Source organism: Streptomyces venezuelae (genome assembly GCF_008642295.1).
Taxonomy (GTDB): Bacteria; Actinomycetota; Actinomycetes; order Streptomycetales; family Streptomycetaceae; genus Streptomyces; species Streptomyces venezuelae_C.
Genome location: NZ_CP029190.1, coordinates 394,371 through 407,554 on the forward strand (window position 1 = coordinate 394,371; position 13,184 = coordinate 407,554).

General features: G+C 73.7%; 11 protein-coding genes. 5 read left to right on the forward strand and 6 right to left on the reverse strand.

Features of this window, described 5'->3' with window-relative positions; all coding sequences use genetic code 11:
• Nucleotides 1-260 precede the first annotated feature (260 nt).
• Nucleotides 261-1,850: an IucA/IucC family protein gene (locus tag DEJ50_RS01920; RefSeq protein WP_150205672.1), complete on the reverse strand. Its 1,590-nt coding sequence runs from the start codon at nucleotides 1,848-1,850 to the stop codon at nucleotides 261-263.
• Between the two features lie 52 nt (nucleotides 1,851-1,902).
• Here DEJ50_RS01920 and DEJ50_RS01925 point away from each other — a divergent pair, with 52 nt between their 5' ends.
• Nucleotides 1,903-3,429, forward strand: a complete 1,527-nt coding sequence (locus DEJ50_RS01925) for an IucA/IucC family protein (protein WP_150205673.1) — start codon at nucleotides 1,903-1,905, stop codon at nucleotides 3,427-3,429.
• 96 nt (nucleotides 3,430-3,525) lie between these two features.
• Here the strand turns inward: DEJ50_RS01925 and DEJ50_RS01930 are convergent, their stop codons facing one another.
• Nucleotides 3,526-4,452, reverse strand: coding sequence for a class I SAM-dependent methyltransferase (locus DEJ50_RS01930; protein ID WP_150205674.1), 927 nt, complete (start codon nucleotides 4,450-4,452; stop codon nucleotides 3,526-3,528).
• A gap of 139 nt (nucleotides 4,453-4,591) precedes the next feature.
• A complete protein-coding gene (locus DEJ50_RS01935) occupies nucleotides 4,592-4,912 on the reverse strand; it encodes a hypothetical protein (RefSeq protein ID WP_150205675.1) in 321 nt (106 codons plus the stop codon).
• Nucleotides 4,913-5,048: 136 nt separating this feature from the next.
• On the opposite strand from DEJ50_RS01935, the gene DEJ50_RS01940 reads away from it, so the two are divergent.
• On the forward strand, nucleotides 5,049-6,104 hold the full coding sequence (locus DEJ50_RS01940) for a phosphotransferase family protein (protein ID WP_150205676.1): 1,056 nt from the start codon (nucleotides 5,049-5,051) through the stop codon (nucleotides 6,102-6,104).
• 25 nt (nucleotides 6,105-6,129) lie between these two features.
• Here DEJ50_RS01940 and DEJ50_RS01945 read toward each other — a convergent pair whose 3' ends face one another.
• Complete coding sequence (locus DEJ50_RS01945) at nucleotides 6,130-7,083, reverse strand: AEC family transporter (RefSeq protein ID WP_223837529.1); 954 nt, start codon at nucleotides 7,081-7,083, stop codon at nucleotides 6,130-6,132.
• Between the two features lie 164 nt (nucleotides 7,084-7,247).
• Here DEJ50_RS01945 and DEJ50_RS01950 point away from each other — a divergent pair, with 164 nt between their 5' ends.
• Together DEJ50_RS01950 and DEJ50_RS01955 are read left to right on the forward strand one after the other, a co-directional pair.
• A complete protein-coding gene (locus DEJ50_RS01950) occupies nucleotides 7,248-8,165 on the forward strand; it encodes a MurR/RpiR family transcriptional regulator (RefSeq protein ID WP_150205678.1) in 918 nt (305 codons plus the stop codon).
• Nucleotides 8,166-8,449: 284 nt separating this feature from the next.
• Nucleotides 8,450-8,821 (forward strand): hypothetical protein, encoded by a 372-nt coding sequence (locus DEJ50_RS01955; RefSeq protein ID WP_150205679.1) that lies wholly within the window; start codon nucleotides 8,450-8,452, stop codon nucleotides 8,819-8,821.
• Between the two features lie 25 nt (nucleotides 8,822-8,846).
• On the opposite strand, the gene DEJ50_RS01960 is transcribed toward DEJ50_RS01955, so the two are convergent.
• Both DEJ50_RS01960 and DEJ50_RS01965 read right to left on the reverse strand, forming a co-directional pair.
• Complete coding sequence (locus DEJ50_RS01960) at nucleotides 8,847-10,502, reverse strand: alpha/beta hydrolase (protein WP_150205680.1); 1,656 nt, start codon at nucleotides 10,500-10,502, stop codon at nucleotides 8,847-8,849.
• 236 nt (nucleotides 10,503-10,738) lie between these two features.
• Nucleotides 10,739-11,161, reverse strand: coding sequence for a DUF350 domain-containing protein (locus DEJ50_RS01965; protein ID WP_150205681.1), 423 nt, complete (start codon nucleotides 11,159-11,161; stop codon nucleotides 10,739-10,741).
• Between the two features lie 94 nt (nucleotides 11,162-11,255).
• Here DEJ50_RS01965 and DEJ50_RS34365 point away from each other — a divergent pair, with 94 nt between their 5' ends.
• On the forward strand, nucleotides 11,256-13,112 hold the full coding sequence (locus tag DEJ50_RS34365; protein ID WP_223837530.1) for a GNAT family N-acetyltransferase: 1,857 nt from the start codon (nucleotides 11,256-11,258) through the stop codon (nucleotides 13,110-13,112).
• The last annotated feature ends 72 nt before the right edge of the window (nucleotides 13,113-13,184 follow it).

A 13,184-nucleotide genomic window follows, 5' to 3' on the forward strand; every position in this document is an offset into this window, starting at 1 on the left:
GCGGCGGAGCCGCCGCACCCGCACCGGGTGACCAGCGGGCGGCAGAACGCCACCTGTTCGCCGTTTACGTTCGGGAGGGAAACCGCCGGAGAGCCGGTCTCCGGGAGCGGGTGGCACCCGGCTCGGCCACAAACCCGGGGTCGCAACGACCGGCGCACCGCGGCCGGCGGGACGGCGTGCCCGTTGGCATCGCCGGGTGTGCCGGACGCCGGCCCGGACGCCGGCCCGGCCCCCGGGCGCCCCCGCCGTCGTGGACCCCGTCACATCCCCGACGGCCGCATCGGGTTGGGAAGCGGCAGATATCGTGCCGATGCGCCGTCCGCGCCCGTCCAGCGGAGCAGCAGATTGGCCTTGCCGGGCAGTTCGGGGGCGTCCGGCAGTGCCAGGGCCTCCGGGAGGCCGTACGCCGCCCCGCACCGCAGGAGTTCACGGCGCACGGCCGGCCACAGCGACCCGGCCACCCCCGGGTGCCGTTCACCGATTGCAGATGCGATCTCCCTCACATGGTTGACGAGGAGGGTGTAGACCAGCCGCTGCCAGCCGGCCGCGCGGCTCACCCCGGGCACTCGCTTGACGCCCTCCGCGTCGCGGAACAGCGCCTGCACCGGCAGGCCTGCCGAATCCAGGGCGATCACCGTGTTCTGCAGATGCGCTTCCAGCACGATGCCCTCGCGGGCGAACAGCTCCAGTGCCGGCGGCACCACCGCCCGCAGATAGGCCACCCACCAGGCGACCGGGTCCGCGAGCCGTTCCAGCGGGCCGCCTGTGAAGCCCTCGACCAGCGAGGCCGCCAGCAGCGGGGTCGTGCCGGGCAGCAGACGGCCGTCCAGTCCGTCCCGGACCAGGACGGCCAGCTCCTCGAAGGCGAAGCCGGCGGTCCGATAGCCCCGGTCGCTCAGCCAGCCCGCCGTGGCGTCCGCGGCGTCCGCCCCGGCCGTGCGGGCACCGAACGCGGCCTCCACGGCCGCATCCGTCTCACGCAGTTTCAGCAGGTCGTGCCGCCACAGCCGGCGTACGTCGTTGGTGATCCGGACATCGAGGCTGAACTTGGCGAACAGGTCCCCGGCCCCGTCCCGGCCCGGAACGTGCACGGTCCGCACCGAGGCGGTGGGCCAGACCGGGAGCCGGGTCCGCCCGAGCCGGAGCAGCCGCCCGTCCGCGAACGCGGCCCGCACCGCCGTGGCGGCCTCGATCAGTTCGAGCTGCCACGGATGCGCGGGCAGCAGCCGGTAACCGGGCGGGGCGGCCGGGCCGTCCAGCAGCTCCGCGAGCGCATCCACCGCGGCGGCGGCCCGCTCACCGCCCTCCTCCACCGTGTCCTCGGCGCGCACCGCGAGGAACTCCAGCGGGAAACTCGCGTACGCCTCTGGGGCGTACGGCAGCCAGCTCCGGGCCGGTCCGCCGCCGCGGGCCTTCGGCGCGGGGTGACAGGGATGCCCCATGACCAGTGACTGCTCGGAGCGCAGGTACGGGTCCTCGGGCGGCCGGGCCCCCTCCCGGGCGGCCAGCAGCACGGCCACCACATCGCGGCTGTCGGCCATCTCCGCCGGCAGTTCGTCATTGGCGATCCCGGTACTGCGGCGCAGCTCCTCGGCGGTGAGTTTGACCAGTTCGGCATGGCCGAGCGACTGCCAGCCGGCTGCGGCGCGCAGTTCGGGCCGGACCGGCCGGCGCCCGCCGGAGACCCGGAGCAGCCGGCCGCTGCCGCGCAGCCGGTGCACCCTGACGCCCCTGCTGCTGCCACCGCTGCTGCCACCACTGCCGTCGATTGGCTCGGCCGCCTCCTGGAGCAGACAGTTCAGGAGCGGAACGGTGGCATACGCGTCAGCGGCGTCAGAGAAGTGCTTCACAGATTCCTAGTATCCGTGGTGAGAGAAAAAGAAGCGGAAGCGGGTATACGACATGGATGACCGGTACGTCTCGGCCTCGCCGGCCGAGGATGTGATCGCCGGCGAGCTGGGCGCCGTACGCCCGGATCTGATCCCGGGTTACCGGGCGGCCCTGCCCGGGGCACGGGCCGCGGTGCTGACCCGGCTGTGGCGGGGGCTGGCCATCGACCCGCTGCCGTGGGTGGTGCGGCGGGAGACCGGGACGGCCGGACTGACGATGCATCTGACCGGCGGGCTCCGGCTGCGGGGGCCGCATCCGGATCCGTATGCGACGGCGCCGTATGTGACCGGGGTGGAGCTGGACGGGCGGGTGTTCCGGCAGGCGGGCGCGCTGGTGCGGGCGCTGGGCCTGCCGTACGCGACCGGCTTCGCCGAGGAGCTCGACCACAGCACGGCCTCGCTGGCGCTGTCCCGGGCCGGTGCGGCGGCGAACGGCGGGCGGCCGGAGCCGGTCACCGGGTGGGAGTGGGAGCAGCGGGTGGTCGACGGCCATCCTTATCACCCCAACTGCCGCTCCCGGCCGGGGTTTTCGGTGGCCGAGCAGTTGGCGTACGCGCCCGAGCACGGGGCGGTGGTGGAACTCGGGCTGGCGGCCGTGCCGGCGGAGGCGAGTCTGGTGACCGGGGAGTGGCCGGACTCCCTGCGGGACGGGAACCGGGTGCTGATCCCGGTGCATCCGTGGCAGGCCGCGCATGTGCTGAAGTCTCCTCCGGACGGGCCGGGGGTGATCCCCGCGCATCCCCTGATGTCCTTGCGGACCCTGGCCCCGGCCGACGGCACCGCCCCGCACATCAAGACCGCACTGAGCAGCCGGCTGACCTCCTCCGTGCGGGACATCTCGGTGTACTCCGTTGAAACGGCCGCGGCGGTCTCGGAGTTCGCCCGGATCCTGTCCGAACGGCTGGACGGCAAGCTGCACTTCACCCGGACCCTGGGGGCGGCCACCGCGCACAGTCCGGAGCTGGCGGCGGTGCTGCGCGAGGCGCCCGAGGTGTACGCCGATGCCGCCGCGGGCGAGCGGGTGGTTCCGGTGGGGGCCCTGGAGGCGGCCGGTCTGACCCGCTCCCCCGACTGGCTGCACCGGTTCGCCCCGCTGGCCCTGTCGGTGTGCCTGCGGGTGCTGGAGCTGGGGGTGGCGTTGGAGGCGCACGGCCAGAACCTGCTGGTGGTGCTCTCCGCCGACGGCGAACCGCTGCGGCTGGTGTACCGCGATCTGGCCGACGTACGGATCAGCCCGGCGCGGCTGGCCCGGCACGGCCTGCCGGTGCCGCCGGTGGCCGGGCGGCTGATCACGGACGACGAGACGACACTGCGGCGGAAGCTGTTCGGTTCACTGCTGACCGGGGCGCTGGGGTCGGCTGCGGGTTCAGCCGCGGTCTTTGCCGAGGTCCTCGCCGCGGCCATGGACGGGCTGCCGGCCACCGAGGACAGCCGGGCGGTGCTGGCCGGGCCGCTGCCCACGAAGGCGTTGACCCTGATGCGGCTGAGTCCCGGAGTGACCGGTGATCAGTGGACCACGGTGGACCACCCGTTGGGCTGAACGGGAAAGCCCCCGCGTCCCGCTGCCGACAGGAGGCAGCGGGACGCGGGCGCGCGCGGCACGGGGCGCGGGGCGCGGGGCGCGGGGCGCAGGAGATCAGCGGCGGCGCTGGGCGACGATCGCGCGGGTGACGATCGGCGGCAGCAGGTCCTTGGCCAGCTTCCTGACCTTGGACTGCGGGCGGCGCACCGGGGCGGGGGCCGGCTTGGCGGCCTTCGGCGCGGGGGCCGGCGCGGGCGCCGGGGCCGGCTCGGGGGCCTGGTAGCGGGACTGCGGGAGGGCCGGGGCGATGGCCTGCTGGCCGCCGATCCGGATCAGCGGGGCGCCCGCCACCTCCTCCACTCCGTGCCACAGGTCCTTGCGGGTCTCGAGCCAGGCCAGCAGCTCCTTGCGGAAGGGCTCCGCATCGCCCCAGGTCGCGTACAGCTTGGTGCCGGTCACACAGATGGCCTGGAGGTCGTCGGCGGCGACCGCGCCCCAGACGGCCGCGGCCACGCCCGGGCAGTGCTCGGAGCGGTAGTCGTCGAAGACGACCACCGCTCCCGGGGCTCCAACGACCTTGGAGGCGGCGATGTCCCCGTGCACGTGTTCGTAGAGGTGGGAGGCGTCGATGTGGATGAACCGGCAGCTCGCCTCGCGGACCTTCTCCGGGACCACGGAGGTCGGAGCCATGATCACGGTCGGCAGCTCGTCGTGGAAGGCGAGGTAGTTGGCCTCGAACGCCCGCCGGGTGAGCGTGGAGTACGACTTCTGCATCTCCTCCACGTTGGACTCGTCCGGCGCCGGCGAGTCGAAGAGGTCACAGACGGTGAACTCCTCGCCCTCCTGCAGGTAACTGCCCAGGAAGATGGCGCTCTTCCCCATGTAAGCGCCCATCTCCAGCAGGTTCCCACCCTGCCCCGGATCCTCGTTCTGCCTCTTCAGGAACCAGTCGAACAGCAGCTGGTCCACTGCCCAGAACCAGCCTTTGACGTCTTCGAGCTGGGTGGGCGCCGTGAGGCCGGCGGGGGAAGCTTCAGACATGGAGCGGTCGTCCTCCAGGAAAGTGGCGGATCCGCCGCACAGCATCTCTGCACGGGGACCATCAGCAACTCCGACCCTATGCGGGAACGCGCGATGTGCAATGGCTTTGCGCCAACTCTGCCATCTCCGTGATGACGGTTCACGGTGCGCGGCGGGTGCGGCGGGGGTTGCCGAGGGTGCGGGGGGTGAGCGGCAGCCCGGTGGCGGTGAGCGGGTCCGCGGGCGGCAGGCACAGATGCCGGCGGAGCTCGGCCAGGGCGGTGTGCAGGGGGGCGAGGATCAGCGGGGCGCCGGGGTGGCTCTCGGCGAGGGCGTGGGCCGTGGTCTCGATGGCCTCGGCGGCGTCCTCGGCCGCCGCCCGGCTCCACCGGCCCGGCCCGGCCGCGTCGTAGAGGTGGCAGGCGGCCTCCGCCACGGCATCGGCCCGCTCCCCGACTCCCGGCGCGGCAGTGGTCGGCATCGGCAACAGCTCCATGCCAGGATCAACGACCGGCGGGCCCGGGCGTAATTCCCGACCGGGCGGGCGCGGCCCGTGCCAGCATCGGGCGGGGCCGGAATCGGCCGGAACCGGAACCGGAATCGTGATCGCTGGGGGCGTGGTGAGTCGGTGGCGGGTGCCGTACGGGGCTGAACTGCGGGCGGAGTTGGGGGTTCCGGGTCCGGCGCGGCGGCTCGGGAGCAGTCCGCGGTCGCGGGTGTGGCGGGTGGAGCTGGCCCGCGGGCCGGTGGTACTGAAGCAGAGCGTAGGCGGGGCGGATGCCGGGCAGCGGTTCGCCCGCGAGGTGGCGGCACTACGGCTGGCGGGGCGGCGCGCGCCGGGCGTGGTGCCGGAGCTGCTGGCCGTGGATCCGGGCGCGCGGGTACTCGTACTGGAGCATCTGGAGCACCGGCGGCCCGGCCCGGACTGGATCGTCGGGTACGCAGCGGCACTGGCCCGGCTGCATGCGGCGGGCCGGGCCGGTGACGTTGGGGTGCTGCCGCGCTGGAAGGGGCCGGGCGAGCACGATGTGGCCGCGTTCCTCGGGCTGGCGGAACGGTTGGGCGTACCCTGCCCGGCCGGGGTGCCGGAGGAGCTGGCCGGGCTGGTGCGGCGGCTGGCGGAGGCCCCGGAGAACGCGCTGCTGCACGGCGACCCCTGCCCGGGCAACGACCTGCACACCGGCGACGGGATCAGGTTCGTCGACTTCGAGCAGGCCTCGCTGGGCAGCGGGCTGGCCGAGCTCGCGTACCTCCGGATCGGCTTCCCCACCTGCTGGTGCGTGACGGCTGCCGCCGGCCCGCTGGCGGCGCGGGCGGAGGAGGCGTACCGGCGGGTGTGGCGGGCGGAGACCGGCGCCGGCGAAGTCGACGAGAGCGGCACCGGCCTTGCCGACGCCTGCGCGGGCTGGCTGGTGCGCGGGGACTCGCTGGTGCCGCGGGCCCGCCGGGAGGGTCCCGACCAGCTGGCGCGGATGGTGCGCAGGGACTGGACCTGGGGCACGGCGACGGCCCGCCAGCGGCTGGTGCACCGGCTGGGCGTGGTCGCCGGGATGACCTCGGGCTCGCCGCTGCTCGGCGAGACCTCCGGCCTCTGTACGGCCCTGCGCGCCCGGATGCTGGACCGCTGGCCGGCGCTGCCGCCGGTGCCCGCCGACCGGCCGGGGACGTCTTAGCCCCGGTCGGCCCGGTCAGCCCCGGTCAGCCCCGGACGAGGGACGCCCAGTGCAGCCACAGGGGGAGCAGGAGCAGGGCGGCCACCGAGCTCTTGATCACCAGGGCGGCCGAGAGGTCCACGTCGACCTCGTAGCGCTGGGCGAAGACGAACAGGTTCTGGGGGGTGGGCATGGCAGCGATCAGGACCAGATGGGCCAGCCGGTCGCCGGTGACCCCGAAGAGCCCCCCGCACACGGCCCAGGTGAGCAGCGGGAAGCCCAGGCACTTGAAGGCGATGATGGCCGCCTCCTCCGCCGTGGTGCCGCGCAGGTTCAGCCCCAGTCCGCCGAGGTGCAGGCCGAGGGCGAACAGCGCCACCGGGGAGGCGCTGTCCCCGACGAAGGCGAGACCGTCCAGGACCGTTCCGGGCACCGGCACGGTCAGCAGGTTGAGCAGCAGGCCCGCGTTGCAGGCCAGGACGAGCGGGGTGGCGAGGGAGGCGCCGACGGCCCGCACCACGGCGCGCAGCCCCCGCGCGGCCGTGTCCGGCCCGGTGCCCGGGTGCCGGCGGCCCAGTTCCATCACCGTGATGACGACCAGGGACAGCACGCAGACCTGGAAGAGCAGGACCGGGAACACCGGCGCCGCGGTCCCGAACACCGTGATGAACACGGGCACGGCGAAGTACGCCGTGTTGACCTGCACCGAGGCCATGATCCGCAGGGCCGCCGCGCGGGGGCCGGGGCGGCCGAGCAGCCGGGCCGCCAGGCCGACCACGAGGACGGCCACCCCTGCGGCGGTCGCATAGCCGAGGACCGGCCGCCACCGGAACAGTGCGCCCAGATCGCTCGCGTAGATGCTGCCGAACAGGTAACAAGGGACGGCGAACAGGAAGGCGTAGTCGGCGAAGGCCTTGGAGGTGTCGGCCGGGACCACCTTGCGGCGGGCGAGCACCACTCCCCCGCCGAAGGCCAGGAGCACCGGTATGAGCTTGTCCAACGTCGCCGCCGTCCCCACCCGTTCCGTCCCCGCCCTCCCGGCCGCCGTCCGGCAGGCCGTCCCGGCTGCCGCAGTCCGGACCCTACGCGGGCGCGGTCAAAGATCGTCAAGGCCGGGTGGTGAGCTATGTTGGAAGCGAGTCGCAGGGAGAAGGAGGCACGACGGTGCCATCGGGGCAGCGGGCACGCGCGCAGGCCGCGGCGATCACACCCGGCGGCCAGGCGCCGGAACACGAACGCGCCCCGGCGGACCGGGTGCGGGCCCTGTTCAACGGTCACCGGCTCTCCCCCGGCCAGCGGCGTATCGCCCAGTACCTGATCGACCACCTCACCGAGGCGGCCTTCCTGTCGATCACGGAGCTCGCCGAGCGGGTCGGGGTGAGCCAGCCCTCGGTGACCCGGTTCGCCACCGCGCTCGGGTTCAGCGGCTATCCGGCGCTGCGGGACATGCTCCAGCCGATCGCGCTGAGCGCGGTGGCCGGGACGCCGGAGAGCAGCAAGGAGATCCGCCGCAATGCCCTGCAGGCGGCCGTGGACGCCGAGATCGCCAATCTGGAGAACGTCCGCCGGCTGCTCGCGGACACCGACCAGGTGCTGGACCTCGGCCGCGAGCTGGCCCGGTCGGTGCCGCTGACGGTGCTCGGCCTGCGGATCTCGGTATCGCTGGCGCACTACTTCGCCTATGCCGCCCGGCGCATCCATCCCGATGTACGCCTGATCACCGAGGGCGGCAGCGTGGCCTACGACACGCTGATGCAGGCCCGGGCGGCGGGCGGAACCTGGGTGCTGGCCTTCGCCATGCCCCGGCACTCCAAGGAGACCCTGGCGGCCGTGCAGGCCGCGCGGAGCGCCGGGCTGCGGGTGGCGCTGATCACGGATCTCACCCTGGGGCCGCTGGTGGACGAGGTGGACGTGGCGCTGACCGCCGGAACCGGATCACGGCTGGTTTTCGACTCCTATGCGGCGCCGGGGATCCTGTCCGCGGCCGTGCTCCAGGCCATGGCGGATGCGGACCCGGAACGGACGCAGGCCCGGCTCGAGGGCTATGAGCAGGTCGCCGAGCAGCACGGTTTCTTTCTCTGAGGGCGGTTCCGCACCGGTTTTTCCGTCCCTCCCGGCCCGTTCCGACCGAGGATATTCAGCACCGCACCAGGCATGAAATTTTTCATACCCTTGCCTACTCGACGGTATATATGTTTACTTCAGGCCACACGGACCACACAGGCCGGCGTTCCTCCTCCTCGCGTCGGCTGTTCATGCGCCAGTCGGGCCCTCACATCCCGGACGGCGCCGGCGGCCTCGGTCAACCCCTGGGCCGAGGCCGCCACCCCCTCTCGACCGTTCGACCTCCTTCGGAAGCGACGAGAATGCCTCAGACCGCACAGACGGCACGTATCACGCTCAGCCCGGACTGGCCGCATCAGGTGAAGGCCCCCGGAACGCACGACTGGGAGCGCTCGGCCGCCCGCTGGCTGCGGGATCTGCTGCCCGCCCGCTACTCCGGCTACTCGACCCTCACCCGCCACCCGGTCCTGCTCGCCCGGCACGCCCAGCTCCAGGTGCAGCACGAGATCCGCGCGGTCCGCGTGGCCCTGCACACCAGCCGGCAGGAGCTACCGGCGCTGGGGGTCGCCGAAGCCGTGATCGAGAATGCGATCCGGATGTACGCGGTCGAGGTCGAGCAGCTGAACCGGCTGGCCCGCGGCATACGACTGGTCGGCGAGGCGCTCCAGCGCTGATCCGGCCGCCGGAGCGCCCCACGGGTCAGAACCGGCTGGATCCGGCCACGGGGAACCGCTGCGCTTCGGGCGTGAGCAGCCCCTCGCGGCGGTCCGCACCCGGTGTGGTCCGGCAGGTCACATCGGCGGCGGGCAGCCGGCCGGTGGCCAGATAGGTGTTGACCGGGGCGTTCGCGCAGGAGGCGGGGTCCACCAGGTAGACGCCGTGGCCCTCACCGCCGGCCGCCAGCACCATCCGGGAGCCCTTGAGCGCGCGGTGCAGGCCCTGGCCGCTGACCAGCGGGGTCTGCGAGTCCCATTCGTTCTGCACGGTCAGCACCGGGGCCGCGGTCTTCATCGGGGTGGCCGGCTCCACCGGCCGCTGCCAGAACGCGCACGGCGTGATGTTGGAGGCGAAGTCCCCGTACAGCGGGTACTTCTTCTTGTCCCGCGCCGCATCCCGGGCGTACTGCTCGGGGGAGCGCGGCCAGGCGCCCGTGTCACCGCAGACCACGGCCCAGAAGACGGCCATGCCGTTGTCGGGGGCCGGTCCCGAGGCGGGTCCCTGGACCGGTGTGGGAGCCGGTCCGGGAACCGGTCCGGAGGCGGTTCCAGGTGCCACCGCGGAGGCCGCTGCGGACGCCGGCTTGGGGGCCGGCGTCCGCAGCAGGTCGGGCACGGGCAGGGTGCCCGGCCTGCCCTCGGCCGCCGCCTTCAGGTCGGCCACGGCCCGAGCCGCCGTCTCCGGGTAGAAGAAGATCCCCCGGCCGGCCCGGATGTCGTCGCCGGTCAGCTTCTGCCCCGCATAGTCGATCGGCTCCCGGTCCGCCCGGGCCACCAGGCCCCAGAACGTCCCGGACACCGCCTGCGGGGTGTTCCCGAGGTGGAACTCGCCGTCGCGCTCCGCCGTCCACCGGGTCCAGCGGGCGAAGGCCGGCTCGGCCTCGGTGGCCCACACCTGGATCATGCCGCGCCAGATGCGCTGCGGGTCCACCCCGCTGTCGAGCACGAAGCGGTCGGTGCGGTGCGGGAACATCTGCGTGTAGACGGCGCCGAGGTAGGTCCCGTAGGAGTATCCGAGGTAGGAGATCTTCCGCTCGCCCAGCACCGCGCGGATGGCGTCCATGTCACGGGCGGTGTTCCGGGTGGTGATGTGCGGGAGTACCGCACCGGCCTTGGCACGGCACTTGTCCGTGACGGTGCGCGCCCAGGCCACGTCGGACCGGTGGGTCTCCGGCCGGTACGGCCGGTCGAAGTTCTGCTCGGCCTCGCTCAGTCCGCAGCTGATCGGGCTGCTGGCGCCGACCCCGCGTGGGTCGAAGCCGATGAGGTCGTACCGGTCGCGCACCTCCTTGGGCATCGCCTCGTGCATCATCAGCGGCAGGTCGAGCCCCGCACCGCCCGGGCCGCCCGGATTGAGCAGCAGCACCCCGTGCCGCCGGTCCGGGTTCTCGCTCTTGATCCGGGAGACGGCGAGGTCGATGGTGCGGCCCCGGGGGCGCTGGTAGTCGAGCGGGACCTTGACGGTGGCGCATTCGTAGGCCGCCGGCTGGTCGTCACTACAGCGGTGCCAGGCGGGCGGGCGCTGCGGGCGGTAGGCCTCCGCCGGATCGGCGGAGGCCTGGGTCGCGGAGAGCAGCGGAACGGTGGTGGCGGCGAGGCCGGCGGCGGCGAACAGGGTGCCGAGGCGTTTCAGGCGCACGAAGTTCCCTTTCCTTCCCTGGAGTTGGGTCCGCGCCTCACCCTGTTGCACCCGGCGTCCGGGCGAATCATTCCGGAGGGTCGATCCGTGTACTCCTCACGAACGACCCCAAATCCGGACGACTGGCCGACACGCCGACGGCACACCGACGCCCCCCGGGCACGACAACACCCCCGGTCCGCGGGCGGGTCCGGGGGTGTGCGGTGTGGCGGTGTGCGGTGCGTGCCGCAGCGCCGTCAGGCGATGGAGGCCGAGACGATGGCCGCGACCGCGATGTTGCAGGAGGCCGTCACCCAGACCGCGGGGTGCGGCTGCGGGTCGACCACTATGGCGCCGAGCTTGCCGGGGGTCACCAGGTCCACGACCAGGAAGGCCACGGCCATCAGGACGAGGCCGAGGATGCCGAAGGCGGCCGTGGAGGCCAGGCCCTTGCCGAAGTCGTCGTAGGTGGTCCAGATGGAGGTGAAGACGATGCCGCCGATGCCGATCAGCGCCGAGCTCAGCATGACGGCCGCGTTCCGGTTGCGGTCCTCCCAGATCTGCCGGCCGAGCTTCCCGGGCGTCAGCACGTCCACCAGGACGATGCCGAGGATCAGCAGCACCAGGCCGAGGGCACCGTAGGCAGAGGTGCGGCCAAGTCCGTTGATGATGTCGCTCATTGAGAAGCCTGTCTCCGGAGGTGGTGGGGCGGGTGAGGATGGGAAGCTGAATCTATCGCACGGATGGCGTAAAGCCGATGGCCGGGGAGGGTGCATGGTGCGGATCCGGGGGGCGCGGGCGGCGGAGGCCGAGGCATTGTCTGCGCTGGTCATGCGCTCGAAGGCGCACTGGGGGTACGACCCGGCCTTCCTGGCCGCCTGCGCCGGGGAGCTGCGGATCCGCGCCGAGGACACCGAAGCCCGGCGGATCACCGTCGCCGAGGCCCCGGACGGGGCCGTGCTGGGAGTGGCCTCGCTGGAGGGCGGCCCCGCTGAGGCCGTGCTCGGACTGCTGTTCGTGGCACCGGAGGCGCTCGGCCGGGGGGTGGGGCGGGCCCTGTACCGGGAAGTGCTGCGGCGGGCGCGGGAGCTCGGCATCGAACGGCTGGTGATCGATGCCGACCCGCATGCGGTGGGCTTCTACCGGGCCATGGGCGCGGTGTGCGAGAAGGACCCGGGGCCGGGGGTGCCAGTGGCCGATACCTCGGGCGGACTCGTCCGGTTTTCGGTGGAGTTGCCCCGTCCGGCGGATTGGGTGGCGGCCTGGACCGGTGGCCGGCCGGCCGTGCACGTGGGCAATGTCGCCGAGTTCAACGCGCAGTTCCGGGACTCCTCACTGGACCCGGTCCAGAGCGCCGCGCACCACTACGCCTGCCTGGCCGCCTTCTACAGCCCGCTCCCGGCCGCGCTGGTACTCCCCCGGCCGGCCCCGCCCGGCTGGCTGGAGCTGCTGGCCCGGCGGCTGGACTGGCCGGCGGTGGAGCTGTACGACGGGGTGGCGGTACCGGGTGCGGGTGCGGACCCCGGGACGGGCGCGGGTGCGGCGGGCGGCGGGCCCGAGGTGTCGGCGGCCGTGCTGGCCCGGCCGGCGCTGGCCGGGCGGCTGCACGCGCTCGGGCTGCCGCTCGTACCGTGGGGGCAGACCGAGGCGTTCGGCCGGCTGTCCGGGCGCCCGCTGCCCGCGGGCGCGCTGCGCCACGAGTCCAAGGCGGCCTCCCACCGGCTGTTCTGCGATCTGGCCGGGACCGGCCGGCACCCGCAGATCGCGGTACCGGCCCAGTGGTACGCGCGGACCAGGGGGGCGGCGGCCCGGCTGCTGGCGCGGCGGGCCCGGGCCGGGCTGACCACGGTGCTGAAGTCGGAACACGGGGTCGGCGGCTCCGGGACCCTGGTGGTGACCGCCCGGCAGGTCCGGGAGTCGGGCGGAGCGCGGGCCATGCTGCGGCGGCTGCCGCGCGGCCCGCAGCTGGTCGAGGAGTACGTGGAGCACGCGGAGGACGCGGAGGACGCAGCGAGCCGGACCGACGGTGCTGCCGGGACGGTACGGGACCTGACGTACGACGGGTTCGTGGACGGGGAGGGCCGGGTGTGGGAGGCCGGGGCGGCGGTGATGGAGGTGGCGGGCACCGGGTACGCGGGGGCGACGGTGGGCCCCGGGGTGGTGCCGCCGGCCGTCGAGGGCCCGCTGCTCCGGTTCGGCCGGGCGGTGGGCGCCGAGCTGGCGGCGGCCGGGTACCGCGGCTGGTTCGACGTGGACTTCGTGGCGGACGGGGCGGGGCTGCTGGCACCGACCGAGACCAACCTGCGGCTGACCGGTCCGTCGATCGCGTTCATGGCCGCGGCCCGGCTGGACGAGGTACGCGGCGGCCGGCACCTGGTGCGGATCATGGACCGGGTGGAACTCGGCGCGCGGCTCCCGGACGCCCAGCTGACCGGGTTCCTCCGTGACCTGGACCGGGGGTGCGCGGAGCTCGGCGCGGTGTTCCTGCCGGCCATCCCGACCGCGGCGTTCGAGCCGGCTCCCTTCCTGGGCGTGCTGGTGGCCGCGCACACCGCTGCGGCGCTGGACGCGGCGGCGGAACTGGTCCGCGAGGAAGCCCGGCTGCTGGGAGCGATGTTCGAGGCGGAATGACCGGGACCGGGCGGGTCCGAACGTCCTGAAGTGAATCGTGGGAGGGCCGACCGCGCTGCCAGGATGGGCTGG